Origin of the sequence: Bradyrhizobium sp. AC87j1, from assembly GCF_002936975.1 — a bacterium.
GTDB lineage: Bacteria > Pseudomonadota > Alphaproteobacteria > Rhizobiales > Xanthobacteraceae > Bradyrhizobium > Bradyrhizobium shewense.
The window spans coordinates 39,487-65,998 of sequence record NZ_PTFE01000022.1 but is presented as its reverse complement, the minus strand read 5'-3'; the positions used below and the strand labels follow the sequence as shown (position 1 = coordinate 65,998).

Below are 26,512 nucleotides of genomic sequence, written 5' to 3'. Positions count from 1 at the left end.
TCACGGTCAAATGTGCCTCGGCAGAACCAAACGCGAGTTCAGGCTGGATCGATAGAAAAGATATCGTCGACTTCGAGACGCATGGTGTCGCGGCATTCGCACGCCGCCGCTGCGAGCCGCGATGGGTCGATCTCGATTTCGCCTCGCCGTTCAGATCTGATCGCTCCGGAAGCACGCAGATTGCGCATCAGGAGCGTCACCGTCGTCCGTCGCACACCCAGTATTTGCGAAAGCGTCTCCTGCGTGAGCGGGAGGACGTCGTGGTCGACGCGGTCGTGAAGATGGAGCAGCCAGCGTGCCATGCGGGCTTGGACCGGATGCAGCGCATTGCAGGCTCCGCCGATTTGTAGCTGTATCAGCATCGCCTTGAAGTGAAGCTGGACAGCGTGGCGGATCGCGGGGCTACGGCTAAAAGCCGCGTGGAATCGCGATACGGGAATCCGCGAGGCGGTGCCGGCGGCATGAACGATGGCGGTAACGGCCGCAGGGGACGGCCCCAGCACGGAAAGGGTGCCTACTGCTCCCTCGCGCCCTATCGCAACGCTGGCGACCGTCTGCCCGTTCGCCATGTCGATCATCACCGAAATGGCCCCACTATGAGGGAAGAGGACGTGCTCGGTCTGGTCCCCCGTCCGTGAGATGACCGCGTCGCGATCGAGCGCGACCATCTCCAGCTCGGATGCTAGCAGACCGAGATCTGCCACCGGTAGGGCTGCGAGAAGTCGGTTACCAATTCCGCTGGGATGCGTCACCGTAGCCCACCGCGAACCGCATTTCGAGCGGCATAGGACGGCAAACTCGAACTTTGTTTGAAACCGCGTACGCTTCGCGCTCCGAAATCCAATTCAGCCGCGGAAGCTCTCAACTTCAAAAATAAAACTCCGAACACACGCGCCCCTGAGGCGACGTTTTGTCTTACGCCATCATTCAGGACTTAGATTCAAGCGCTATGTGGCACAATTGCAAAATGCGTATGGGTAACACCATAGGGGTTCCAATTTCCGGAGCGCGGCACGCCGCAGTGAGAGAGTTGCGCGAACCATGCCTTTCACCGCGATCGGCGCGATCTACGCGATGATGAGCACAAGCTACTGAAGGGGCCGTTCAGGAACTCCGCCAGCACACTCCGCCGGTTTCGTTTGGTCCGAAAGTGGCCCGTGAGCGATAGGCAGAGTGAGCAGAAGGGCAGGCGGCTTGAGGCTTGCGAGCTACCATCGCCGGCAACGTCGCGTGATGTCCGTTCTTGCGCAAAAGTAGCGCACCCCAACTCAGCTGGCGCGGGGCTCCTTTGCAATGCTTGCGCTAAGGAAGGAACTTCCCGCCCCTTGCGATATCCCTGTTATGCACCGTTACTCCCCGACATACCTTCGTCTGTGTTGACAATCCCAAAAAAAGTTTGAGCGAGAGTCACAAACCGAACCGACTTCCCGCTTCTCGCAGCACAAAGTCGTGCCGGGTCGGGGCTAGATCAAGGCTCATCCAAAATCTGATCGAACACAGAGCGTGAGCTCTCGTGACGCAAGCGCGCGTTGCGAGGAATGCTTTCGCTTGAGAAAGGAAATGTTGCGTGACTGAAAGCCAAACGAAACTGCCGCCGAACGGAACGAACGTTTTCGGGATGCCATGGTTGGATTTCTCGAAGGTCGTGTTGCCCGGCGTGGGGCGCGAGCTTGCCGAGCAGGGCCTCGCCCGCGCACGGGAAGGCTGCGAGAAGATCAAGGCCGCATCCGAAGAGATGACGCAGACGCTGCGTGAGACCTATTCGAGCAATGCGAGATGCACGACCGACTACGGGCTCAAGGTGTTCGAAATCTCAAACGCCAATGCCGCTTCTGCGCTCGATTTCTTCGTCCATCTCTTCGGCAGCAAGTCCGCGACCGATGCCTATACATTGTCGGCGGCGCACGCGCGCAAGGCTTTCGACACCGCCTCAGACCAGAACAGGGAATTATGGGCGCTTGCACAGAAGGTCGCGACGGAAACAGGTGAGCCGATCAGGAAGCATTTCACCAGGGTCCTCCACCCAGGCGGCTAAAAGCGCGTTCAATTTCACATTCGGATTCGCTTGAAGAGCAGATCCGGCTGGTTGGAACACGCCCAACTGAGCGAGCACGCCCCACTGCCCCATGCTCGACCAACAAGGTGCGCGATGCCTCTAGGCCCCGCACCGACGAGAGGCGCATTCCAACCGGCCGGTACTTTTCTGCAAACTACAACAAAGACAAATCGCAAGGGAGGGCAACATGGGAATGGTCATGGTCAAATGTCCACAAACCGGACACGCGATTCCCACCGGCATCAAGACTGATCGCGAGAGCTTTGGACGCCGCGCGGTGTTTTTCTCCCGCACCCGGTGTCCGATCTGCCGCACCGATCACGCGTGGTTCGCGAGGGAAGCCTGGGTCGACGAGCCGGGCATCCGCACCGCGAACTGGCGTCTGGCACCGGAATATGGATGAAATGGTCGCCGGCGCCCCTCATTGAAAGGCACCGCGTCAAAGACGACATGACGCATGAGTTGGCGCTGGCGGACCACAGCTCAGGGTCTTGATCTTTCCAGCAGCGTTAAATGCCAAGACCGCGTTCACTACATTTTCCCCGCTGATGTACGAGATCATGTCCCACCGTGCGAAGACTGAAGATCGTCCAGCTCGGCAGCGGGGTGTTTCCGCATACGAGCGGCCCAGTCTGCTCGGAGGCCTTCTCTGCCGGTGATAGTCAGTCGTCACAACCGCAGTAGACCATTGCATCTTCGGCGTACATTTCGAGTATCGCCTCGATATCGCCGGCACGGTAGGCATCGATACGCCGATCTGGAAGCTGGAAGCCTCGCTCAAATGCCGGTCATGCCAAAAGGGACGTTCCGCGTCGCCCGCCCACATGATCAAGCTGACGGTCACGCGAAGCATCACGCCTTACAAATTCATGCACCGCGGCACCATCGTCGAGGAAAACGCGACCGAAGCCGCCGGTACGCGCCGACTGGCGCGGTTTCCTCCAAATGGTGAACTCTTCGTGACGCGTTTACCGCCGCCGTGATGCCGTCGTTGCCGTAGACCGCCCGGCGATGGGTGCCGCGGCTTTGGCGCGCGACTTGGCATAATCGGCCGACATCGCCAGCGCGGGGTCGCGGTCCCTGAGCTCCTCGGCCACGATTGTTTGAAGCCAGCGCACGGCGGGTTCGTTGTCCATCCGCCGGTGCCAGTGCTGCTTCAACTCGATGAGAGGTATCGAGACCGGCGGGGGCAGCAGCTTCAGCCCGGCGTTTGCGTACCAGGCCCCGAGCGAGAACGGCACGGTGGAGATCATGTCGCTCGTCGCAATCAATTGCGGCACGCTCATGAAATGCGGCAGGTGCAGCACGACGCGGCGTTGCAGCTTGAGCTCGCGAACACGCCTTTCGAAGATCTCCTGACTGCGACCCTGCTGGTTTACGACGATATGGTCCGCAGCGAGAAACTGTTCGAGCGCGAGGGTGTCACCGATCGTTGGATGGTCCTTTCGGACGATGCTGGTGAAAGGGTGATCGAACAGGTCCTCTGTCACGATGTTCGGACCGACGAGGTCCGGAAAATAGCCTATCGCCAGATCGATCTCGCCGCGTTCGAGCGCGTCTTCCAGATCCTCGTGCGACGTCGGCAGGCACCGCAAGCTCGCTCCGGGTGCCATGGTGCGAATGCGTTGGAGGATCGGCGGGATGAAAATCAGGACGCCAATATCCGAGGTTGTGACCGTGAACACGCGGTCGCTCTCTTCCGGCACGAAACGCGGCTTGCGGAGTATCTGCTGATCGACGGTGGACAGCACTGTCCGCACGGCTTCGGCGATTGATTCCGCGAAGGGCGTTGGCCGCATGCCGCGCCCGGTCGAGAGAAACAGGGGATCGCCAAAGAAATCCCGCAGCTTTCGCAGACCCGTGCTGGCCATCGGCTGGCTCATTCCGAGCTCACGGGAGAGCGCCGACAGGTTCTGGGTGCGGAAGAGCCCGTCGAGCAGCAGAAGAAGGTTCAGGTCGAGCCGTCTGATATCCATCACATTGATAGCTTGTATTGAATAATACCGGATTTTCAATGACGGCTTTATGCGCGATGGTCTCCGCAACGCCCCCGCAGGGGCGACTTTGGGAGTGAAATCAAAGCCGTAGGTCGCCGGCCGGGCAGGCCGGGCCGGTCCTCTTCCTCAGTCAGCCTCTCACCTTTCCCACATCCGCTCACCACGTCGGTGCGTCGGACCACGACCGCGCGTGGCGCGAGGAATCGTCCGTAGATGCAGCCTGAACTTGTTGGAAGCTCTCAATGCATCCTGACCCTGTCATGCCGCGATGTGCCCGGGATCGTGGCCGACGTTTCGCGCTGTCTGTTCGAGAACGGCGGCAACATCATCGAGGCGGCGCAGGTCGACGAGATCATGAGCGAACGCTTCTTCATGAGGGTCGGTGTCACGCTGTCGGACGAGGGCGCGCAGAAGGCGCGAGCAGGCCTTGAGGTCATCGCCCGGAGGTTCGGCATGGAGTGGAAGCTCCGATCCCAGGCCGAACGCAAGCGCGTGCTCCTGTTCGTCTCCAAATTCGATCACTGCCTGGGCGATCTCCTCTATCGCCACAGGCTCGGCGAGCTCCAGATGGACGTCGTCGGAATCGTTTCCAACCATCCGCGTTCGGCCCTTGCCGTCAGCCTCGTCGGCGACATCCCTTTCCATCACCTTCCGGTTACGAAGGAAACCAAGATGGAGCAGGAAGCGCAGATCAAGGCGCTTGTCGCGACGACGAATGCCGATCTCGTCGTTCTCGCGCGTTACATGCAGATCCTCTCGGATGATCTCTCGCGCCATCTCCATGGCCGTTGCATCAACATCCACCATAGCTTTCTGCCCGGGTTCAAGGGCGCAAAACCCTATCATCAGGCGCACGCGCGCGGCGTGAAGCTCATCGGAGCCACCGCGCACTTCGCGACGAGCGATCTGGACGAAGGTCCGATCATCGAACAGGACGTCGAACGCGTCAGCCACCGCGATACGCCGGACGATCTGGTCCGGAAGGGGCGCGACATCGAACGGCGTGTCCTTTCGCGCGCGGTCCATCTCTTTCTCGAGGACCGCGTCATCATCAACGGCGATCGAACGATCGTCTTCTCCAATTGAGAACGGAGCACGACAATGTTGACCCCCAAGGGCATGCGCAAGACACCCGAAGGCTATTTCACCTCGCGGTGGGGCCTTCCCGAATACACCGACTGGATCGACGAGAGCATGTCGTGGAAGGAGACCTGCGCCATCGGCGACTGGTCGTTCCTCTGGGAGCGGCGCTTCAAGGGACCCGATGCCCTGAAGCTTTTCTCGGATACTTCCGTCAACAGCTTCCAGAAGTTCGACATCCGTCAGTCCAAGCACGTCGTCCATACGACAAAGCAGGGAAAAGTCATCGCCGAGGGCATCCTCACGCGGTTGTCCGAAGACGAGTTCATGTTGTTCGGGCGCGGCACATTCTGGGTCGACTACATCCGCCGGCACGGCGACTACAAGGTGACGTCCGCAGCCGATGACTGGTTCAATTTCCAGGTCCAGGGGCCGACGTCGCTCGCGCTTCTTGAAAAGGTCGCGAAGCAGTCGCTGCGAGACGTCAAGTTCATGCATTCGGGCGAGATCGAGATTGCCGGCTGCAAGATGCTCGCGCTGCGACAGGGCATGTCTGGCGAGATCGGCTTCGAGCTCCAGGGGCCGATGGGGCAGGCGGTGGCCGTCTACGACGCCATCGTCGCTGCCGGCCAGGAGTTCGGCCTGCGCCGGATCGGCGGCCGCGCGATCTTCATCAACCATCTCGAGGCCTGCTTCCCGACCATCGTCACCGACTACATGCCCGCGATCTTCGACGAGGACATGAAGGAGTATCAGGATGAGTTCCGCGCAGCGATGCCGGGGTTCGCGTCGACCTTCAACATCGCAGGCAGCTTCCAGTCGGACGACGTCCGTGACTGGTACCGGAGCCCGGTCGAGCTTGGCTGGGCCAAGAACATCAAGTTCGATCATGAGTTCATCGGACGCGCGGCGCTCGAGGACGAAGTTGCCCATCCAAAGCGCGTGATCCGCACGCTCGTCTGGAACGGAGACGACGTGGCCGACGTGCACGCCTCCCTCTTTCAGAAGGAGCATGAGCCGTACCAGTACATGGAGATGCCTCGCGACCAGCGCGGCTTCATGTACGCCGACCGCGTGCTGAGTGGCGGAAAGGACGTCGGCGTGACGACGTCGCGGGGATACAGTTACTTCTTCCGCGAAATGTTGTCGCTCTGCACCATCGACGTCGATCATTCCGAGATTGGCAATGAGGTCGACGTGGTCTGGGGCGAGCCCGGACGTCGGCAAAAGCAGATCCGCGCGAAGGTGGCGCCGGCGCCCTACAAGAAGGACAACCGGCGCGCTGATCTCTCCAAGGTCTGACATGCCCATGTCCGCGCGCATCATCGATGGAAGGGCGCTCGCTGCCGAGGTTCGGAATGAAGTGGCCAAAGGCGTCGCCGCCCTGGTTGCCGGCGGCGCGGCGGTCCCGGAGTTGGCCGTCGTGCTGATCGGCGACGACCCCGCCAGCCACGTCTATGTCTCGAACAAGGTGCGGCAGACCGAAGCTGTTGGCATGCGATCACGCCGGTTCGTGCTCGCTGCGGACACGCCGGAGCGGTTGTTGCTCGACTTGATCGAGCAGTTGAACCGCGATCCCGCGGTGAGCGGGATATTGGTTCAGTTTCCGTTGCCCCCTCAGATCGATGCCGCGCGCGTCGTGACGGCTATCCGGCCCGACAAGGATGTCGATGGATTCAATCCGTTGAACGTGGGGCGGACGGCCGCCGGAATGGAAGGCGCCTTGGTTCCGTGCACGCCTCTAGGCATCCTGCGTTTGATCAAATCGGTGCACGACGACATCGCCGGCTTCGGAGCACTGGTCGTGGGAGCATCGAACGTCGTAGGCCGGCCGATGGCGCGGCTGCTGTTGCAAGAGATGTGCACGGTCTCCATCGCGCACGTTCGGACCACCGATCTGGAACGGCGCTGCAGGGAAGCCGACATCCTCGTTGTCGCAACCGGCGTCCCAGGCCTGATCCGCGGTCATTTCATCAAGCCTGGCGCAACGGTCATCGACGTCGGCATCACTCGCATCAAGTCCGGTTCAGGAGCCGAGAGGCTTGTCGGCGATGTCGCTTTCGACGAGGCGATTGAGGTCGCCGGCGCGATCACGCCTGTCCCGGGTGGCGTCGGGCCGATGACCATCGCGTGTCTGCTCGCCAACACGTTGGGCGCGGCCCGAATGGAAGCCGCCCGGTCGAAGGCGAAAGAGGCGGACGTGCCGACGGCTGTCTGACTGGAGCCCCGGACGAACGTGCCTGGCGGGAATTGGGCGGCCGAGTTGCGGTCGCCCGAGCAGAGATATTCGAAAGCGTTACAAAAGGGGGAGAACGAACGTGACGACACAGGTCCTGGACACACCGCAGCAGCGGGTTATCGACATCGGTTCACTCGCAGAGGAGGGGACGTGGAACGCCTCGCGAAAGCAGGTGCTGCTTCTCTGCGCTCTCGCTATCGTCCTCGACGGTCTGGACAATCAAATTCTCGGCTTCGCCATACCATCGATGATCAAGGAGTGGAGCGTCACGCGCGGCGATTTCGCTCCGGCCCTCGCGTTGGGCTTCGTGGGCATGACGATCGGCACGCCGATCGGGGGCGTCGTCGGCGACTGGCTCGGACGCAAGGTTGCCCTCATCGCATCCGTCTTCCTGTTTGGTGCGGCGACCTTTGCGATTGCGGTTGCTCATGGTGTCGGCGAGGTCGGCTTGTATCGTTTCCTGGCGGGCCTTGGACTTGGCGGTGCCCTTCCGGCGGCGACCGCGCTGATCGCAGAATTCACGCCTAGGCGAAATCGCAGTCTTTCCGTGATGCTGGGCATTGTCTGCATCCCCATCGGAGGCATGATTGGTGGCCTGATCGCCGCTCAGCTGCAGCCCGAATATGGTTGGCGCATGCTCTTCGTGGTCAGCGGCGTGTTGCCGGTGATCGTCGCCGCGATCCTGATGTTCGCACTGCCGGAATCGCCGCAATATCTATTGGCGCGTGGCGCTGACATGGAAAAGGTGGCGAGATCCGTTCGGATCCTGGACGAGGCCGCTGCCGCTTCCAATGCCTTCATCGACCGGCGCGACGTCGGTGTCGAACGTGCTTCGCTCACCGCACTGTTCATTGCCGGATTTCGTCGTACGACGACGGCGCTCTGGATCGCGTTCTTCTTCTGTTTGTTGCCGGTCTACGTCCTCTACGCGTGGGCTCCCACTCTCTTGACCGGCAAGGGTTTTGACGTGCAGACGGCGAGCTTCGGTCTGGCACTGTTCAATTTCGGGGGCGTCGGTGGCTGCATCGTCACCGGTTGGGCGATCGGCAGGTATGGGACGCGCGTTGCGATCCTGACTGTTGCCGGCGCGGCGACCATCGGCGGAGTGATCCTGGCATCGATACCGATATCGACCGAAACCCAGCCGTTGCTCATGGCTCTCTTGTGCATCGAAGGCTTCTGTCTGCTCGGCGCGCAAGGCTCTCTCTATGCGCTGGCGGCCCACATCTATCCGACCAACGTCCGGTCGACCGGTGTCGGTGCGGCAGCCGGCTTCGGCCGAGCGGGGGCTATTGTCAGCGCGTATATCGGCACATTCGCACTCAACTACGGTGCGACCGTGTTCTTCGCCGTCATCGCGTTCTGCGTCGCGATTACGTTCATCGCGGTGGCGGTCATCGATATGCATCAGGCCGCGATGAAAGCCGAAACGGCGAGTTCCGGCATCTGAGGAGATGCATCCGCTACTGCATGGGGTTGTTTTCGCGCTTTTGTTTTGCGAACGCCTAAACAGCCCCGCTCAGCGCCGGCCGCGCGGGGTTTCGCTGCGCCCTTGAAAGACGTCTTGAAGTATCCAAATAACATCCATATACCATCCAATGGGATGGTAAGAATGGATGTTAGCTATGGCCGATAATGTGCGCGAGCTGCGACCCAAGGCCCCCGACACCGAGAAGATCACGATCAACCTTGGCTATGTCGACCTCGGTCATGTCGATCTCATGGTGCAGGAAGGGTTCTATTCGAATCGGACCGATTTCATCCGGACAGCAATCCGGAACCAGCTCGAGCGCCACGTAGAGGTCGTCAGACAATCCACCGCCCGGAAGAACCTGGACCTCGGGCTGCGCAACTACACTCGCGAGGATCTCGAAGCGGCGCGGCGCGCCGGCGAAATGCTGCAGATCAATGTTTTGGGCTTAGCCACCATCGCCCAGGACGTCACTCCCGAGTTGGCTCGCGCCACAATCGCGTCGATCTCGGTGCTGGGGGCCCTTCACGCCACTCCCGCGGTCAAGGCCGCTCTCGCTGACAGAACGAGGTGAACGATGCTGGATCAAGACATAGTCCGCGAAGCCACCCGCCTCACGCGTGCCGGCCGACTGGTCGAGGCCACCGCGCTCCTGCAACGCATGCTCCAGGGCGGTGGCGCTCCAAGACCGGAGTCTCGCAGCGGCGCTCAAGCTCGGCTCCCGCGACCCGATCCGCTTACCATCGACGCCACGGCCAACTTCGTCGAGGAGCGGAAGGCTCAGCAGATCTCGCCGGCCCGCTTTGATCGAGGACGCAGACGCTCCTCACCGCTCGACGGCATGCGGGATTTTTCCGGGCTCGGCCTGCGAAGTCCGATCACGCGCGCTCCTCTGTCCCCATCGGACATCATGCCCGACGGCACACGGTTTATCGCCGGTACTTTCAGTAACGCCGCGGGAAGCCGGACCTACAAGCTGTTCATCCCAAGCCGCTGTCAGGGACAACGGCTTCCCCTGATCGTCATGCTTCATGGCTGCACCCAGTCGCCGGACGATTTCGCGGCCGGCACCCGGATGAACTTCCGGGCGGAAGAGCAGAATTGCTTCGTGGTCTATCCTGAGCAGCCGAGCGGAGCCAACCAGTCGAAATGCTGGAACTGGTTTCGCACCGGTGACCAGCGCCGCGGCGGGGGCGAGCCTTCGATGATCGCCGGCATTACCCGCCAGATCATGCGCGACCATCCAATCGATCCGAAGCGCGTATACGTCGCGGGTCTCTCTGCCGGTGGGGCCGCCGCTGCCGTCATGGGCGCAACGTATAGCGACCTGTACGCGGCCGTCGGCATTCATTCAGGCCTGGCGTGTGGGGCCGCGAGCGATCTTCCCTCCGCGTTCGTCGCGATGCGGCAGGGGGGCGGCTCCAAGGCAATTGCGGATGGCAAAACTTGTGTGCCGCCGACCATCGTTTTCCATGGTGATCGCGACACGACGGTGCATCCAAAGAATGGCGATCAGATTATCGAGCAATCCGCCAGGGCAATGAGGCCGACGACGAAGGTACTTCGCGGACGCGTACCCCACGGCCATGCCTATACTCGCACGGTCCTAACCGACGGAGCCGGTTGGGCGATCTCCGAACACTGGACTATCGATGGCGCCGGACACGCGTGGTCAGGCGGCAGTCCCGCCGGGTCCTACACTGATCCACATGGGCCGGATGCGACGAGGGAAATGCTGCGCTTCTTCCTCGAGCATTCGCTCGGTGGGTAATCTGGTTGCAAGGGCGCTCAGGTTGTCCTCGAGCACGTCGCCGAGCTTCCGAACTGCTAGTGACGAGAGCATTCAAATTGCTGCAGCGATGCGGCCTATCAATGGCCGCAGCCGATGCTGCCCTCGATACGAGGAGGTCTCGCGATCAAGGCATGAATGTTTGCGTAGTCGCCGCAAAGCACAACGAGCGGAGAGCTAATTGTTCTCAGGCCGACGCCTATTGAGTATAGGCCGGAAGATCGCCAGCTAGACGTTTGTTGGTTGGAGTTGCTACCTGAAATCAACGTCCACATCGCAGAACGTGCGTGATCTCAGTTCATGCGGAACTCCAACAATGCGCGGGTTTGGAACGCCACATCACAAAGCCTGTTGTCCGTTCAGAAATGACCGTGGTCGCCCCCCATATTCTTGGAGCGTCAGATGAGCAAACGCAAACTGCCACCAGCGTCAAAGCGCGCCCGCAATCCGAATACGGCCGCGCGGGCCCAACGGAACAAGCAGGCCATTGTTAAAAGCTCGAAAGAGAATGGACCTCGCTCTGTTGCGGCAGCCTCGATTGAACCACCTCTTAAGCTTCGTGACGATCCTAGACCCGGGGTTCCTGTCATTGAGTCTCGGGTGGATGCCCTGCCAGATGACCTCAGTCGGAGAATGATTAACAGCGATCCAATGAAAGGCTTTGCCTTAGCCACGGCAAACACGCAGGCGTACCAAGAAAAGCTTCTTGAGATAGCTCAGGCCAACGTGCAATTTGCTTTCGATTTCAGCCTGAGACTTGCGACGATCAGGTCACCAACTGAATTTTTCGCCGTCATTATGGAGTTTACAAGCAGACGGGTCGATATGTTCGGGCAGCATTCGAAAGAGTTGTCGGCATATCCGTTCTGGCGCATCGAGCCGCCCCGAGAGCTCACGGTTCTGCCGGGACGATAACTGCAAGCCGTACCTGCTGCGGCAAAGGATGGACGCAGTGTGGACTACGCACGCGGCGATCACGGTTCGCTGGGGAGCGCGGCGCGAGCGGAATCAGCAGCCCTTAGACTCGATGCCGCCAATCCCAGGGACCCGCGATCGGGAATGGAGGTTGACACCATGTCGACAACTGAAGCCGTTCTGCTGATCGTTTTGGCAGGGCTTGTCGTTCTGATCCTCTGCAACATCACGTTTCAGGTGACAGCGGAGCGAAGGAATCCGCCTATCGGCGTCTTCACCGTGTGCGACGGAGTGCGCCTTCACTATATCGAACGGGGCGATGCCGCCGCGCCTTGCGTGGTTCTCCTCCACGGAAATGGCACCATGGTTCAGGATCTCGTCCTCAGCGGATTGGTCGACCGTCTGGCCCGCAACTATCGCGTTGTTTGCTTCGACCGGCCAGGGTTTGGCTACAGCGACCGTCCGCGCACGCGCATCTGGACGCCCACAACGCAAGCTTCCTTGTTCGCGAAAGCTCTTGATCAGCTCGGAGTGCGCAATCCCGTGGTGCTCGGCCACTCCTGGGGAACGCTGGTGGCGATCGCGCTGGCGCTGCGAAGCGGTTATGCCGTGAGCGGGCTGGTGCTTGTGTCCGGCTACTATTTTCCAACCTCTCGGATGGACTTTTGGCTCATGTCAGGTCCGGCACTGCCGCTGCTGGGCGATCTGATGCGCTACACGATCTCGCCGATCATATCGTGGGCTATTGCGCCGAAGCTGATGCGCACGCTGTTCGCGCCGCGTGCCATTCCGCCGGAATTCAAGAATGAATTTCCGATCTCGTTGGCTCTCCGGCCCAAGCAGTTGAGGGCGGCAGCCGAGGAGAGCGCGTTCCTTATTCCAGCTGCTGCGCAATTGCAGCTTCAGTATCAGGGTATCCGGTGTCCCGTCAGGATCGTGCATGGGAAGAGTGACCGGCTCATCGAGGCCGACCAGTCGCGCCGCCTGCACGAGGCGTTGCCCCGCTCCGTGCTACACTTGGTGGAGGATGCCGGTCACATGGTTACCTATGCAGATACGCCGGGAATAGCGGATGCCGTGGCGACGCTGGCGCTCACCGCGCCGCTGAGGACCGCATAGGGTTTCCTGTTGCAATGCGGGCGTCCGGAAGTGGCCCTCAACCGCACAAGGCTGAGGCCATTGTGGTGTCGGCTATCCGCGGCAGACCGGACGCGGGGCCGTGCCCACTTCGAGGGCCGCTGGTGACCCGCACCAGACATCACCAACGTTTCAATCCACCATTTCAACGGCTATGATGGCAAGCGCGCGCGCTGCCGAAATTGGAAATGCACCATCAGAGCGATCATGAGTGGGCGCCGGTGTTTTATAGCTTTAATGGGAGCGGCCATCCTCGTCGCGCCGCTCTCGACACGCGCACAACAGCCGGCCACACCGGTCATTGGATTCCTCAACAACTTGTCGCCTGGTGCGATCGCCCGCCCCGTAGCCGCGTTCCGCGAGGGCCTGAAGGAAGCCGGCTTTATCGAAGGCCACAACCTCGTGATCGAATATCGCTGGGCCGAGAATCACAATGATCGTTTGCCCGCGCTGGCTGCCGATCTGGTCCGGCGCCAGGTTGCGGTGGTTGTTGCGACCGGCGGTGGCGCCTCGGCGCTAGCCGCGAAGGCTGCGACGACCACAATTCCGACCGTGTTTTCCTCAGCCACTGATCCTGTCGAGCTGGGCCTCGTTGTCAGCCTAAACCGACCCGGCGGAAACGCCACCGGCGTTTATGTGATGACCAACTCTTTGGAAGCCAAGCGGCTGGGCCTGCTGCACGAACTGGTGCCAAACGCCGCGACCATCGCCATGCTGGTCAATCCGGGCACTCCCGGCGCTGACAGCCAGTTGACGGAAGCGAAGACAGCTGCGCAAACCCTCGCGCGGGAGATTCACGTTCTAAGGGCACACAACGAGCCGGAACTCGACAGGGCCTTCGCGATCCTGGCCGAGCACCATACCGACGCTCTCCTCGTCGCGGCCGATCCGTTCTTCAACGCTCACCGCCAGCAGATCGTCACAATGGCGGCGCGCTACGCCGTTCCGGCAATCTACGAGTTCCGGGAGTTTGTGGTGGCCGGCGGCCTGATGAGCTACGGGATCAGCCTGGCCGACGCGTACCGGCAGATTGGACTTTATACCGGCAAAATTCTTCAGGGCGCCAAGGCCGCTGACTTGCCGGTTATGCAGCCGACCAAATTCGAGTTGGTCATCAATCTCAAGGCCGCGAAGGCGCTGGGCATCACTGTCCCGCCGATGCTGCTCGCCCGCGCCGACGAGGTGATCGATTAGGGGAGTTGTTGCTGCGGTGCACGAGTCAGCTTGTGGCCCGTTGCTGATCTCAGCCCAGAGCTGCGTCGATGTCCGCTTCATAGAGGTGACCCGACCAAGGTCTTCTGGCTGCCGAAGGTAGCCTTTGACCCAGAGGAGACGTGACATCGGAGGCAAACCTGCGTCGGCTCGGCGCACTGGTACACCCAAGCGATCGATACACTTCGAACGAGATCTTTAAATCCGCCGAAGCTGATTTTCGCATAGACGTTGAGTATACCATCTTCAGGGTTCTAGATGTTCATAAGATTTGTTGTAATCGAAATCGACAGCAATTCGCAGCAGCGGCAAGGTCTATTTCGGGCCGTACAAACTCTTGAGGAATCGGGCGCGCTGAACGCTGAGGATGCGGAACACCTCAATGCGATCTTCGGCTGGTTTGACGAGCATCTGCGCGAGCCAGAGCGTTTGGCAATTTCTTCTCGCCATCATGGAAGAGCACAAGCACTAAGTTGGTTCAAAGACACCGCCACCGATCACATCGCAAAAATGCGACAATTAGCGAAAGTGCTTGTGTGCTACGGCGTGCCAGTCGAGATGATTAAAGCTAAGCGATTAGGGTACATTCTGTACGAGGATGAGTTTCAGGTGGCAGCGTTCCCATTTAACGACACGCCAACTTAGTCCGAGACGGCGAAGGGCCTTCGATGTCGCCTAGCGGACGTTCACGGTGACGCCGCCGGAGGGCCGCTTGTGACCCAAAGCGGACATCCGGAGCGACGCGTTCGCCCTACCACCATTGATCTAAGTCAAGGGAAAGTTCCACTCACGTGGCACGATGCACGGAGGCGTCCACTTGCCGAAGTTGCTATTCGCCGCCGCGCGTTTCGCCAGATACTTTGACGCAAAAGTGTTCGGCTCGGCAGACCGGCCTATTGCCCGATGTGGAGAAGTCCGATGCACAAAATCCGGATGATGCTACTTACTTTGAGCTTGTTGGCCATGTTCGTTCCGCTGAAAGGGACGAATGCCGAGCAAGCGATCAGTGAAGAGGAAGCACGCGCCATCGGCATCGACGCTTATGTCTATTTCTATCCCATCGTCTCATTCGACGTGACGCGGAAGCAGTCCACAAACATCGAGGCCGGCAAGGAAATCGGCAAGGGCCCGATGAACACGTTCTCTAATTTTCCCGCCTATCCGCCCGGCGACTATAAGGGCGTGGTGCGAATGAACTTCGATACCCTGTATTCTTGGGCTTGGCTCGACATGACCAAGGAACCGATTGTTTTCTCGGTGCCGGACACCGGCGGACGGTATTACTTGATGCCGATGTTGGATGCTTGGACGGATGTATTTGCGTCACCCGGCTGGCGAACCACGGGCACCCAGGCAGGCACGTTCCTGATTACCCCGCCCGGCTGGAGACCCGACCTCCGAGATAAATTTGTGGAGGAGTTCAAGCTACCGAAGGACACCCGGCGGATCGAAGCCCCGACGCCCATTGTCTTGATCGTCGGACGAACGAAGACCGATGGGCCGCCGGACTACGATGCGGTTCACAAGATACAAGCGGGTTACAAGGTCACCCCGCTCTCGGAATGGGGAAAAGCCCCTAAGCGGGCGGAAGTGAAGATTGATCCGTCCGTCGATATGAAAACGCCACCGAAGCATCAAGTAGACACAATGACCGCCAGCCAGTACTTCGCCTATGCTGCCGAGCTGCTGAAGGTCAATCCACCCCACATCACCGATCAACCCATGGTCGACCAGCTGAAAAAGATCGGCATCGAGCCCGGTAAGGGCTTTGATATCGAGAAGGTCGATCCAGCCGTTCGCAAGGCTTTAGTGAGCGCTCCAGAGGAGGCGCGGCAGCTAATGGCATGGAAGTACCCAAAGCTCGCGAGGGTGGCGAACGGCTGGGCAATGAACACCGACACCATGGGTGTGTATGGCAACTACTATTTGAAACGCGCCATCGTTGCCCAGGTTGGACTTGGTGCGAACGTCCCTGAAGATGCCATCTATCCGATGAACCTTGCCGACGAGACGGACAGGCCCCTCGACGGCACCAACAAATATACGCTTCACTTCGATAAAGGCGGCACGCCGCCGGTGAACGCGTTCTGGTCGGTCACGCTCTACGACAGCGAGGGCTATCAAGTCCCGAATTCCCTTAATCGGTTTGCGGTGAGCAGTTGGATGCCGTTCAAGTACAACTCGGATGGATCGCTCGACCTCTATTTTCAGAATGAAAGTCCAGGCAAGGACAGAGAGGCAAATTGGCTGCCAGCGCCGAAAGGCCCGTTCAACCTGACCTTGCGCATGTACGCCCCGAGGACGGAAGCGATGACTGGAAAGTGGAACCCGCCGCCGGTCACGCGTGAGCCATCAACGGTGGGGCTGAACGCTCAGTGAACTAATCGGCCCGAACGGTCCGACCCGAACGCGATACTCAACTATCGCGCATCTGCGCGCGAACGTCGGCTCATGGCCCATCAGCGAAGTTGCGCCGCGTCTGACGGAGGTCCGCTCACTGCGTCAGAGCGGACCAGATTTGCTCAACCTGAGTGCTTCGCATTTTGAAGCCGACGTTCGGCAATCCGACAAACGACGTCGTGCGGGAACGTCGAAAAGCTCGCTGCAAACAGAAGGGATGGACCGCAGTTCAATGCAGCCTCACCCCCTCCATCCGGCCTTACCCAGACCGTCGACGAGATGCGCGTGGTCTTCTGGACGAAACCACGGAGCTCTGTTGCGGACATACATATCTAATGCCCCCGGTGCGCGCGAGACGGCCTTTTCCAGTTCTTCCTTCGCTTCCGCTGTACGGCCAAGCTGGCCCAGCGCCGCCGCGGACCAGCGGTAGATCATCGGAAAATTCGGATACGATCGGATCAGGCGTTTTGCGGCCTCGATCGAAGCTTCGTATTCGCCGCAGAAATATAAACCGCACGCAATGTGCAACAAGCGGACTGCCAGATAGGGATCGCGGGGATCGAGCCTGATACACACGTTGAGAGACGTGACCCCCTCCTTGTGCCGTCCGGCAAAGATCAGCGTCGCGCCTCGATGGCCGTGCGCGATCGCCAGATTTGGACTCATAGAGAGAGCTCGCTCAATCTCCGCCAACGCATCGTCAGCTTCGCCGCGTGCTTGCAAGGCCCAGCCAAGGCACGAACGGGCTTCGGCATCGGCACCATCGAGTGCGACCGCCCGGCGGGCCAGGGCCTCCGCCGAATGTTGCGCGTCTCGCAGGCCTATCTTCTGGTAGAGCGCGGCCGCTTGCAGCTGGTACAGAGCGAGCGCGCTGTAGCTGCCGCTGAAGGTCGGGTCGAGATCGATCGCCTGTCTGAAGAATTTCTCGGCGCGCTCATCGTCCTCTGCGGTCGCTTTGCCCAGATGCCACAGGCCGCGCTGATAGGCGGCCCAGGCATCAAGGCTGCCCGGCGGCCTGCGCATGGCGCGTCGGAGCTCGGCGTCTGCAATGGCGGGGGCGAGCGCAGTCGTCAACGCCTCGGTGAGCTCATCCTGCACGGCGAAAATATCTGCGAGATCGCGGTCGTAGCGCTCGGCCCATACATGATTGCTGGTCGCCGCCTCTATGAGCTGCGCGGTCACGCGGATCCGGCTGCCGGCCTTGCGCACGCTACCTTCAAGCACGTAGCGGACGCCGAGCTCGCGCCCGACCTGTCTCACATCAACCGCTCGCCCTTTGTAAGTGAACGACGAGTTCCGTGCGATGACGAACAATGAGGGATAACGCGATAACGCCGTGATCACATCTTCGGCGATACCGTCGGAGACGAATTCCTGCTCGGGGTCGCCGCTCATATTGGTCAGCGGCAGCACGGCGACAGATGGCTTGTCAGGCAACGCGAGCGCCGGAATCTCGCGTTTGGGCGTCGCAGTCCGCAGGCCCGGGTCGATGATGATGCGGTAAACGTGGACGGGCCGGGCGATGTTCTTCAGAGTTTGCTCACCCGCTTCCTCAACGTCGAACGGCACCTTGTCGCGCGCGTGATTGAAGACAGTCTGAGAGATACAGATGCCGCCGGGTTCGGCGATGCTCTCGAGCCGGGCGGCAATGTTGACGCCGTCTCCAAAGATGTCATGGGCTTCGACGATGATATCACCGATATTGAGTCCCACACGGAAGAGAATGCGCCTGTCTTCCGCGTCGTCGCAGGAAAGTTCGTTGATGCGGGACTGAAACTGCATGGCAGCCCGCACCGCTTCGACCGCACTTGGAAACTCAGCCAAAAACCCGTCGCCGGTGTTCTTCACGATGCGGCCGCCGTGCTGCGCAATTGCGGGCTCGACACCACCGGCGAGAAGGGCCGTCAGCTTGGCGTGTGTCGCCTCTTCGTCATTGTGCATGAGCCGAGAATAGCCGGCCACGTCGGCGGCCAAGATCGCTGATAATCTTCGCTCGACTCGGATCCGCTCTTGCACCATGGCCGCACCAGGCCCCACCAACCCACCATACTCTAAACGGATCAGAGCGCAGCGCCAAACGCGCTTTGAGGTTTGGGGGATGCGCTAAGTTGAAACGTCAACTGTGCTGACCCGGGGTGCGCCTGAGCTGACCCGCGGTGCGCACCAAATAGAGATCGAGTCCGGGCCGCCAATGTCGCCTTCTGGCCCAAAAGCGAAGTTCAGTGGCGGCCACTTTCGCGCCGCTGTTGGACACTGAGCCGACATTGGGCGCCGGGCGTGCTTAGGAGTCCACGCACAAGCCCAATGATCTCAACGTCCCCGCTACTGTGCATGGGGTTGTTTTTCAGCTTTTTGTTTTGAGGGCCGCCGAACCAGCCGCGCTCAGCGCCGGCCGCGCGGTGCCTCGGCCTTGGCGGGCTGTTCGGTCTGCGGGCCGCAGCTCGCGGCTGCAAGCGTCGCCTGCGCCTGTTGCATCAGGCCGGGCTCGGGGGCGAGCGCCTTCATCACGATCAGACCGGTGGTGCTGGGGGAATCGATGATCAGGCGGTCGGCCGCGGTGACCTCTTCGTCCTCCGGCAGCTCGTTGTGCTGCGCTTCCGTCATCAAATCGAGCTCAATCACCTTGCGGCCCGCCGAGCGGTCGTTGATGGCGTAATAGGCGATCTCGTTGCGGGTGTAGAACGACACCGAGGTATAGGCCTGGCTCACCGGCACCGTCAGCTTGATCGGTCCGCTTGTGAGGTCGTAGCGGCAGATCGCCAGCGCGAAGGCCGGGTCCATGAACGGCATCGGTGAAGTGTTGGGATCGGCGAGGGGAAGCTGGCTGACGCCGTTGAGCTTCGTCATCGGCGTCAGCCGCGAATAGGCATCCTGCGTCGCGATCCGCGGCAGCGCCAGCACGCTGACGAGGTGGACCACGAGGCCCAGCACCACGCCGGCAACGACGGTGAACAAGAGGCGGATCATGAGCAGCCCACCGTGCTGATGGTGGGCATCGGCGCATCGCGCTGGGTGCGCGTCGCAACGCCGACCGGGGTGTCGTAGAGGCGCAGCATCAGGGCGTAGCGCTCGATGCCGCCGGTCGGCAGCCAGTTGCCGGCGCGCGAGCGCGAGGCGATGCGGATCTCGAACGAGCCGTCGGACTGCCGCACGATCTCCTGGCTGGTGAAGCCGTAGCGGGTCAGCGAGTTGGCGACGAGATAGCCCTTGCGGTCGTACAGCGTCAGCGTCCAGAACCGCGCCGGCGGCGTCACGCCGGAGACGATCACGTCGCAGCGGCCGTCGAGCGCCTTCTTCTTGTCGTCGGTGGTGGCGGTGAAGGCGACGCCGTCGCCGGTGCCGATCGGCAGCTCGCCGTTGCGCACGATGGTGGCGCGCGAATAGGGATCGACGTCGGCGGTGCCGGTGCGCGGCCGCGCGGTCCAGGCGCCGATGGTCAGCGCGCCGATCTCGGTGCCGCGCGTCGTCGTCATCCAGGTCGCGCCGAGGCCCACCACCGTCGCGAGCAGAAGGGCCGTCAATGTGATCAGGATCAGCCGCACTTGTTTCGATCAGTTCTTGCGCGGGGCGGAGGCGTTGGCATTTTCTTCCGCATAATTTTGCGGGAAGGCGAGCGCGCTCGTCGCCGAGGGCGGCCTGGCCGCCTTGGTGTCGGCATCCGCCGATTTCTTCGCCGTCTTGGCGGCGTCATCCAGCAGCTTCTCGACGCGCACCAGGATGTCGGCGCCGCGCTTGGTCAGCACCGGCGGCGGACCCGGCTTGGTCTCCAGCACCTTCGGCGCCGCGTTGGCCTGCGCGTTGCTCACATGCTGCGGCGGCAGCTTCTGGCCCATGCCGATGCCGGGGATCTCCCGGACCTCGACGCCCTGATGCGCCGCGAGCATGATGTCGTGCCAGGTCTGCGCCGGCAGCGAGCCGCCGGTCATGCGGTTGGTCGGCGAGTAGTCGTCGTTGCCGTACCAGACCGCGCAGGTGAAATTGCCGGTGTAGCCGACGAACCAGGCGTCGCGATACGCATTGGTCGTGCCGGTCTTGCCCGCGGTCGGAATGCCGTCGAGCGCGGCGCGGCGCGCGGTGCCTTCGCTGACGACGTGGCTCATCATGCCGGCCATGTCGGCGGCGACGGAGGCGGGGATCGCCTGCCGCGGCTTCGGTCCGTCGCGGTCCCAGCGCCAGACGAGGTCGCCGGCGCCGGTGCGCACTTCGAGCACCGAATGCGGCGTCACCGCCTTGCCGCGGTTGGGGAAGGTCGCGTACGCGACCGCGTGCTCGAGCACGGTGACTTCGTCCGAGCCGATCGGCAGTGACGGCGTGTCGGGCAGCGGCGCCTTGAGGCCGAAGCGGCGCGCGACCTCGACGATCTTGGCGCGGCCGATCTTGGCCGGGTTCGGCGCCTTCGGCTGTTCCTTCTGGCCGATCGCGATCGACAGTTTCACCGGCACGACGTTGATCGAGCGCGTGATCGCCTGCGTCAGCGTCACCGAGCCGGAATAGGAATGGCCATAGTTCTGCGGGCACCAATTGCCGATGCAGACCGGGCCGTCGACCACGATCGAGTTCGGCGTAAAACCGTTCAGCAGCGCGGTGGTGTAGACGTAGGGCTTGAACGACGATCCCGGCTGGCGGTAGGCGTCGGTGGCGCGGTTGAACTGGCTGGCGCCGTAGTCGCGGCCGCCGACCATGGCGCGGATGCCGCCGTCGAGGTCGGACACCACGGTCGCGGCCTGGGTTGCGTGATAGTCGCGGCCGAACTGGCGCAGCTGGTTCTCGACCGCGTCTTCCGCGGCCTTCTGCACGTTGGCGTCGATGGCGAGGCGCACCACGAACACGCGCTCGGTGTAGGACTTCGGGAAGGTATCGACCAGCTTGCGCATCTCGTCGAAGGCGTAGTCGAGATAGTAGTTCGGCGAGGCCTCGTCGCGGCGGTCGACCGCGAAGGCCGGGTTGCGGCGGGCGCCGAACACCTGGCCCTCGGTCATGAAGCCGGCATCGACGAGATTGTCGAGCACGACGTTGGCGCGGGCGCGCGCGGCGGGCAGGTTGATGTGCGGGGCGTATTTCGTCGGGGCCTTGAACAGGCCGGCGAGCATCGCGGCTTCCGCCAGCGTCACGTCGCGCGCGGATTTGTTGAAGTAGAAATGCGCCGCGCCGTCGACGCCGAAAGTGCCGCCGCCCATATAGGCGCGGTCCAGATAAAGCTTGAGGATCTCGTTCTTGGTCAGGCGCCATTCCAGCCAGACCGCGAGGAAGGCCTCGTTGACCTTGCGCTCGATGGTGCGCTCATTGCTCAGGAACAGGTTCTTGGCGAGCTGCTGGGTGATCGACGAGCCGCCCTGGCGCACGCCGCCGGCTTGCGCGTTAGTCACGAGCGCGCGCCCGGTGCCGGCGATGTCGATGCCGAAATGCTCGTAGAAGCGGCGGTCCTCGGTCGCCAACGTCGCCTTGATCAGCACGTCCGGAAAATCTTCCAGCGGGATCGAATCGTTGTGCTTGATGCCGCGGCTGCCGATCGGGTTGCCGTAGCGGTCGAGGAAGCTCACCGCGAGATCGGATTTCTTCAGCCAATCCTCGTCCGCGGTCTCGCGGAAGGCGGGGATGGCGAGGGTGAGCATCACGACCAGGCCGCCGAGTCCGAGGGTCGCGGCCTCCGACAGCGGCTCGATGAACACCCAGCGCTTCCAGCGTCCGACATAGAACCGGTCCATGAAGGTCGAGTAGCGCTCGTAGAGCTCGCGGATGCCCTTGGCCGAGGAGAACAGCGAGGAGTCGATGCGCGCATCGAGGTCCAGGAAGAAATTCCGGACCTTCTGCTTCCAATGCGGTGGTATGATCTGGCGCACCTAGAACCCTTGAGGCTTGGTTCGAAAGCGTTCAAGCACCCGGCCGGGGGCGGCATCGAGACGTCTTGAGGGAATGTTGCGGCAAACCCAAGGCGCCCGGCCAGCATCCGAGGGGCTTGCTGTTCCTTCTAGCCGAGCGGGGCCCATAAACCAATGGTCAGGCTCGCGATTTTGAACAACAGGCCTAATTGACCCCGGTTCATTACGGGCCTCAAAGGCACCTTGCTTGCACCACCCCGGCCGCACGCCCTAGATGGCTTGAGCCGTAGCTCTTTCGAACTTTTGTTGAGGCGCATGACCGCAGTTCCCAAACGACCTTCAGGCCAGGAAGGATTCTTCTGGAAAACCAAGACGTTGGAAGAGATGTCGGCGGGCGAATGGGAAAGCCTGTGCGACGGCTGCGGGCGCTGCTGCCTGAACAAGCTCGAGGACGAGGACACCGGGCAGATCTATTTCACCCATATCGGCTGCAAGCTGCTCGATGGCGCCAGCTGTGCCTGCAAGGACTATCCGAATCGCTCCGACAAGGTTCCGGACTGCGTCCGCCTGACGCCGGCCAATGTCCGCACCCTGAACTGGCTGCCGCCGAGCTGCGGCTACAAGCTGGTCGCCGAGGGGCGCGATCTCTATTGGTGGCATCCGCTGGTCTCCGGTGATCCCAACACCGTGCATGACGCCGGCGTCTCCGTGCGCGGCCGGGTCGAAGGCAGCGAGGACGAGATCCCGGACGAGGAGCTCGAGGACCACATCGTGCAATGGCCGGCCCTGCTGCCGAAACGGGCCCGCCTGAAGCGACGTCCGAAGGACTGAACCGCCGTCAGGTCTTGCGCGGCGATCACGTCTTCGGGATGGCCCGGGGGCGGGATGCACCCATGCGCCGCGGCGTCTGCCTGGGAAGAACTTTGCTGTCTACATTGGGCTGCATAGAACGAATCCTTTGCGGCGTTGCGCCGCCCCACGACGTCCGAGCGAGATGAACAAGTTCGACCGGCAGAGCAGTTCTGCCGACATCCAGACTTTGCCTGACGATATCGCCGAGGAGCTGTCCCGGCTTCCGAGCGAAGTCATCAGCGTCGATGATGCGCCGTCCATCGCGCCGCCGGTGCCGCTGTCGCAGGACGAGGTCCGTACCATCGTCATCAGCCTGATGCTGACGATGTTCCTGGCCGCCCTCGACCAGACCATCGTGGCGACCGCGCTGCCGACGATCGGCCGCCAGTTCCAGGACGTCTCCAATCTCTCCTGGGTCATCACTGCCTATCTGCTCGCCTCGACCGCGGTGGCGCCGGTGTTCGGCACCTTGAGCGACATCTACGGCCGCCGCGTCATGATCATCATCTCGCTCAGCCTGTTCGTGGCGGGCTCGGTGCTGTGCGCGGTCGCGCCGAACATGCCGATGCTGATCCTGGCGCGCGGCCTTCAGGGGCTCGGCGGCGGCGGCATCATGCCTGTCGTGCAGACCGTGATCTCGGACGTCGTCTCCCCGCGCGAGCGCGGCCAGTACCAGGCCTATTTCTCCAGCGTCTGGATGGTCGGCGGCATTTTGGGCCCGGTCATCGGCGGCGTGTTCGCCGAGCATCTGCATTGGTCGATGATCTTCTGGATCAACCTGCCGCTCGCGGCCGCGGCCATCGTGATGCTGCTGCCGAAGATGAAGAAGATCCCGGTGTTCCACCGCAAGCGCAAGGTCGACTGGCTCGGCGGCGTTCTGCTGATGGCGTCCGCCGTCGTCTTCATGCTGGTGCTGACCTGGGGCGGTACGCGCTATCCCTGGCTGTCGCCAACCGTGCTCGCGATGGTGGGCGGCGCCGTCGCGCTCGCGGTCAGCTTCGTGTGGCACGCCCGGCGGGCCGATGAGCCGTTCCTGCCGTTGAAGCTGCTGACCGGATCGGTCGCGCCGTTCGCGCTGACCGCCGGCGGCTGCGGGCTCGGGGCGATCACCGGCCTCACCGTGCAGCTGCCGCTGTATTACGAGTCGGTCTACCATTTGAGCGCAAGCGAGGCCGGTCTCGCGCTGATCCCGCTCGCCGCGGTCTCGACCGTCGGCGCCGCCGTCGCCGGCCGCACCATGGCCCGTGCAAAACACTACAAGCGCGTCGCCATCATCGGCACGTCCTGGGCCGCGCTGTGCGGCCTCGGCCTCACGCTCACCACCCTGCCGCTGTGGGGGCTGCTGACTCTGATGGCGGCGTTCGCGCTCGGGCTCGGCACCACCTTCCCGGTCTGCGTGGTCTCGCTGCAGAACTCGGTCGCGCGCCCGCAAGTCGGCACCATCACCGGCGCGATGAACTTCTTCCGCTCGCTGATGTCATCGTTCACGGTGGCCGCGTTCGCCGCGATCCTGCTGATCGCGCTCGGCATCGACGTTCCGCTCGCCGGCGAGCACCACGCCGCGGGCGCCGTCGCTATCCCCGCTGAGGACATGCGCCACGCCTTCCGCTACGTGTTCGGCGCCGCCACCGCGCTGATGACCATTGCCGCGCTGTGCCTGATCGCGATGGAGGAGCGGCCGCTGGCCGGTCCCACCACGGCGCAGCCGGTGGAGATGGCGGAGTAGGCGCCTAAAGCGCGATGCGATGAGGATGAATCGTCATCGCGCTTTAGGTTGTTGTTTAAGCATGATCTTTTCGGAAAACCGCTGCGCACTTTTCCGGATCATGCTCTAGCCGCCGCGATCGGGATCGTCGTCGGCATTGCCCGCGCCCGTCTTCCGCGCTTTCGCCGCAAGCTGCTCTTTGAGCTGTGCCAGCGCCTCTGCGGACCAGTCATGGACATCGGTCACTGCGATCCAGGCATCGACATAATGCTCGGGCGCGTAGACATGGCCAAAGCCCATCGGCGTGTTGGTCGCGACCGCCATGTCGAGGGCGAGCTGGAGCATCGTCACGATCGGATACCATCGCAGCTCCGGTGACACGTCCGGCCCGCGCGGCGCGCTCATCCAGGCCGGGGCCTGATAGGCATCGCGATAGGCGAAGAACGTGATCGCGTCGCTGGCATATTGCAGGTAGACGACGCGCATCGGACCCCACGGCGCGTCTGCCGGAACCGTCGGTCCGTTCTGGTTCATGAAGCGCACCAGGCGGTTGTCGCGGAATTCCGGCAGCCACGCCGGCGATCCCGGATTGCGGTTCGCCGTGATCGAGCGCCACAGGCGGCTCTCGAATGGCGCCCCGCTCCATAGCGCGCCGGCAATGGGATCGCCGATCATCTCGAACAGCTCCGCGGATTTCTCCGAGTTCATGGCGCCGAGGCTGAGCCCGTGCAGATACAGTTTCGGCCGCTTGTCCTTCGGCAGCGTCGTCCAGTAGCCGTAGATCTCGGCGAACAGCGCGCGCGCCGCCTCCGCGCCGTATTCGGGCTGAAACAACAGCGACATCGGGCTGTTGAGATAGGAGTACTGCATCGCGACGCTGGCGACGTCGCCATGGTGGAGATATTCGACGGTGTCCATCGCAGCAGGGTCGATCCAGCCGGTGCCGGTCGGCGTGACGACGATCAGGATCTTGCGATCAAAACCGTGCTGGCGCTTGAGCTCCTCGAGCGCAAGCCTGGCGCGCGCCTGCGCGGTGGCGCCGCCGGCGAGGCCCACATAGACCCGGACCGAGTCCTGCGCTGGCCTTCCGCTGACGGCGCTGATCTCGGTTGCGTTCGGACCCGAGGCAATGAACCGGCGCCCCATGCGCCCGAGCTCTTGCCACTTCACCAGTGATGCCGGGCTTCCGGTCCGACCGGGATCAGTCGGCTGCGGGCGCTCGGGCTCGAGCAGGACGTCGAGTTCGCGGAAGGAGGAGTCGAGCGCGTTGAACGCCGTGCGGATCAGGACATTGCTGGCGATCGACCAGAACAACAGGCCCGCGGCAAGCACGCCGATGACGTTGGCGACCTTCCGCGGAATGACGCGCCTCGTATGCTCAGCGAGGAAGCGGGCGAGGAGCGCGAACAGCCGCCCCAGCACAAGCAGCACGACGAACGTGATCAGGGCAATGACGCAGAGCTTGAGCGGATGCGCGGTCTCGACCGGCGCCATCTTCATCACGGCGCGGATCGAGTTCTGCCATTCGGCTGTTTGCCGCAGAAAGACGATGACGACGAGCAGGCAGGCGGCTGCCGCCAGCGCATTCGCAATCGATCTGGCGCTCGCCGAAGGCTCGGGCAGCTCGAGATAGTGCCACAGCCGCCGCCACAGCACACCGGCGAAATAGCCGATCGCAAAGCAGCCGCCGGCGAGGACACCTTGCGTGAGATAGCTCCTGGGGATCAGCGTCGGCGTCAGTGCGGCCGCGAAGAACAGCGCGCCAAGCATGAGGCCGACGCCGGATAGCGAGAGGAGTTGTCGCCGAATGAACCGCGCCAGATTCATCAAACCGCCTCCC

Annotated in this window: 23 protein-coding genes and 1 pseudogene; 16 read left to right on the top strand and 8 right to left on the bottom strand. The window is 62.3% G+C overall.

Annotation, left to right across the window (positions count from 1 at the left end):
- Nucleotides 1–38: 38 nt before the first annotated feature.
- Nucleotides 39–752, bottom strand: coding sequence for a Crp/Fnr family transcriptional regulator (locus tag CV770_RS14260; protein ID WP_091953153.1), 714 nt, complete (start codon nucleotides 750–752; stop codon nucleotides 39–41).
- Nucleotides 753–1,567: 815 nt separating this feature from the next.
- Here CV770_RS14260 and CV770_RS14255 point away from each other — a divergent pair.
- The 3 genes from CV770_RS14255 (at nucleotide 1,568) to CV770_RS42135 (ending at nucleotide 3,039) form a co-directional block, all read left to right on the top strand.
- Entirely contained in the window at nucleotides 1,568–2,035 is a 468-nt protein-coding gene (locus CV770_RS14255) for a phasin family protein (RefSeq protein ID WP_245323141.1), read from the top strand.
- A gap of 208 nt (nucleotides 2,036–2,243) precedes the next feature.
- Nucleotides 2,244–2,459, top strand: coding sequence for a hypothetical protein (locus CV770_RS14250; RefSeq protein ID WP_091953148.1), 216 nt, complete (start codon nucleotides 2,244–2,246; stop codon nucleotides 2,457–2,459).
- A gap of 421 nt (nucleotides 2,460–2,880) precedes the next feature.
- The gene (locus CV770_RS42135) at nucleotides 2,881–3,039 is read left to right on the top strand and encodes a hypothetical protein (protein WP_161499994.1); all 159 of its coding nucleotides are present in this window, start codon (nucleotides 2,881–2,883) and stop codon (nucleotides 3,037–3,039) included.
- Here CV770_RS42135 and CV770_RS14240 read toward each other — a convergent pair.
- Both CV770_RS14240 and CV770_RS43305 read right to left on the bottom strand, forming a co-directional pair.
- Nucleotides 3,025–3,807 carry a LysR substrate-binding domain-containing protein gene (locus CV770_RS14240; protein WP_245453760.1) on the bottom strand — a complete coding sequence of 261 codons (783 nt, stop codon included), beginning with the start codon at nucleotides 3,805–3,807 and terminating at the stop codon, nucleotides 3,025–3,027. The two genes, CV770_RS42135 and CV770_RS14240, sit on opposite strands and share 15 nt — an antisense overlap.
- Before the next feature lie 36 nt (nucleotides 3,808–3,843).
- Nucleotides 3,844–4,032: pseudogene (locus tag CV770_RS43305) on the bottom strand (helix-turn-helix domain-containing protein); the annotation flags it as partial.
- A 234-nt stretch (nucleotides 4,033–4,266) separates the two neighbouring features.
- On the opposite strand from CV770_RS43305, the gene purU reads away from it, so the two are divergent.
- The 11 genes from purU to CV770_RS14185 all read left to right on the top strand — a co-directional run bounded on the left by purU (nucleotide 4,267) and on the right by CV770_RS14185 (nucleotide 16,275).
- Complete coding sequence (gene purU / locus CV770_RS14235; protein WP_104462782.1) at nucleotides 4,267–5,139, top strand: formyltetrahydrofolate deformylase; 873 nt, start codon at nucleotides 4,267–4,269, stop codon at nucleotides 5,137–5,139.
- Nucleotides 5,140–5,154: 15 nt separating this feature from the next.
- Complete coding sequence (locus CV770_RS14230) at nucleotides 5,155–6,435, top strand: glycine cleavage T C-terminal barrel domain-containing protein (protein WP_245453759.1); 1,281 nt, start codon at nucleotides 5,155–5,157, stop codon at nucleotides 6,433–6,435.
- A 7-nt stretch (nucleotides 6,436–6,442) separates the two neighbouring features.
- On the top strand, nucleotides 6,443–7,351 hold the full coding sequence (locus CV770_RS14225) for a bifunctional 5,10-methylenetetrahydrofolate dehydrogenase/5,10-methenyltetrahydrofolate cyclohydrolase (protein ID WP_104462809.1): 909 nt from the start codon (nucleotides 6,443–6,445) through the stop codon (nucleotides 7,349–7,351).
- Nucleotides 7,352–7,451: 100 nt separating this feature from the next.
- On the top strand, nucleotides 7,452–8,822 hold the full coding sequence (locus CV770_RS14220) for an MFS transporter (RefSeq protein ID WP_161499993.1): 1,371 nt from the start codon (nucleotides 7,452–7,454) through the stop codon (nucleotides 8,820–8,822).
- 175 nt (nucleotides 8,823–8,997) lie between these two features.
- Nucleotides 8,998–9,417, top strand: coding sequence for a ribbon-helix-helix domain-containing protein (locus CV770_RS14215; protein WP_091953913.1), 420 nt, complete (start codon nucleotides 8,998–9,000; stop codon nucleotides 9,415–9,417).
- A 3-nt stretch (nucleotides 9,418–9,420) separates the two neighbouring features.
- Nucleotides 9,421–10,614, top strand: a complete 1,194-nt coding sequence (locus tag CV770_RS14210) for an extracellular catalytic domain type 1 short-chain-length polyhydroxyalkanoate depolymerase (RefSeq protein ID WP_104462780.1) — start codon at nucleotides 9,421–9,423, stop codon at nucleotides 10,612–10,614.
- A gap of 420 nt (nucleotides 10,615–11,034) precedes the next feature.
- Nucleotides 11,035–11,547, top strand: a complete 513-nt coding sequence (locus CV770_RS14205) for a phasin family protein (protein ID WP_104462779.1) — start codon at nucleotides 11,035–11,037, stop codon at nucleotides 11,545–11,547.
- A 159-nt stretch (nucleotides 11,548–11,706) separates the two neighbouring features.
- Nucleotides 11,707–12,666: an alpha/beta fold hydrolase gene (locus CV770_RS14200; protein WP_201759847.1), complete on the top strand. Its 960-nt coding sequence runs from the start codon at nucleotides 11,707–11,709 to the stop codon at nucleotides 12,664–12,666.
- Between the two features lie 255 nt (nucleotides 12,667–12,921).
- A complete protein-coding gene (locus tag CV770_RS14195; protein WP_161499992.1) occupies nucleotides 12,922–13,878 on the top strand; it encodes an ABC transporter substrate-binding protein in 957 nt (318 codons plus the stop codon).
- Between the two features lie 276 nt (nucleotides 13,879–14,154).
- Complete coding sequence (locus CV770_RS14190) at nucleotides 14,155–14,541, top strand: hypothetical protein (RefSeq protein WP_104462777.1); 387 nt, start codon at nucleotides 14,155–14,157, stop codon at nucleotides 14,539–14,541.
- Between the two features lie 273 nt (nucleotides 14,542–14,814).
- Nucleotides 14,815–16,275 carry a DUF1254 domain-containing protein gene (locus CV770_RS14185; RefSeq protein ID WP_104462776.1) on the top strand — a complete coding sequence of 487 codons (1,461 nt, stop codon included), beginning with the start codon at nucleotides 14,815–14,817 and terminating at the stop codon, nucleotides 16,273–16,275.
- Between the two features lie 261 nt (nucleotides 16,276–16,536).
- Here CV770_RS14185 and CV770_RS42585 read toward each other — a convergent pair whose 3' ends face one another.
- From CV770_RS42585 to CV770_RS14165, 4 genes are all read right to left on the bottom strand, one after another.
- Nucleotides 16,537–18,270: an adenylate/guanylate cyclase domain-containing protein gene (locus tag CV770_RS42585; protein ID WP_201759846.1), complete on the bottom strand. Its 1,734-nt coding sequence runs from the start codon at nucleotides 18,268–18,270 to the stop codon at nucleotides 16,537–16,539.
- 408 nt (nucleotides 18,271–18,678) lie between these two features.
- Nucleotides 18,679–19,263: a DUF1254 domain-containing protein gene (locus CV770_RS14175; protein ID WP_018315807.1), complete on the bottom strand. Its 585-nt coding sequence runs from the start codon at nucleotides 19,261–19,263 to the stop codon at nucleotides 18,679–18,681.
- A complete protein-coding gene (locus tag CV770_RS14170) occupies nucleotides 19,260–19,838 on the bottom strand; it encodes a DUF1214 domain-containing protein (RefSeq protein WP_104462775.1) in 579 nt (192 codons plus the stop codon). The genes CV770_RS14175 and CV770_RS14170 overlap by 4 nt, the downstream gene beginning before the upstream one ends.
- A gap of 9 nt (nucleotides 19,839–19,847) precedes the next feature.
- Entirely contained in the window at nucleotides 19,848–22,136 is a 2,289-nt protein-coding gene (locus CV770_RS14165) for a transglycosylase domain-containing protein (RefSeq protein WP_104462774.1), read from the bottom strand.
- Between the two features lie 294 nt (nucleotides 22,137–22,430).
- On the opposite strand from CV770_RS14165, the gene CV770_RS14160 reads away from it, so the two are divergent.
- Nucleotides 22,431–22,946 (top strand): YcgN family cysteine cluster protein, encoded by a 516-nt coding sequence (locus CV770_RS14160; protein ID WP_091953116.1) that lies wholly within the window; start codon nucleotides 22,431–22,433, stop codon nucleotides 22,944–22,946.
- A gap of 163 nt (nucleotides 22,947–23,109) precedes the next feature.
- On the top strand, nucleotides 23,110–24,693 hold the full coding sequence (locus CV770_RS14155; protein ID WP_091953113.1) for an MDR family MFS transporter: 1,584 nt from the start codon (nucleotides 23,110–23,112) through the stop codon (nucleotides 24,691–24,693).
- Nucleotides 24,694–24,798: 105 nt separating this feature from the next.
- On the opposite strand, the gene CV770_RS14150 is transcribed toward CV770_RS14155, so the two are convergent.
- Nucleotides 24,799–26,499, bottom strand: a complete 1,701-nt coding sequence (locus tag CV770_RS14150; RefSeq protein WP_201759845.1) for an alpha/beta hydrolase — start codon at nucleotides 26,497–26,499, stop codon at nucleotides 24,799–24,801.
- Nucleotides 26,500–26,512: the final 13 nt, after the last annotated feature.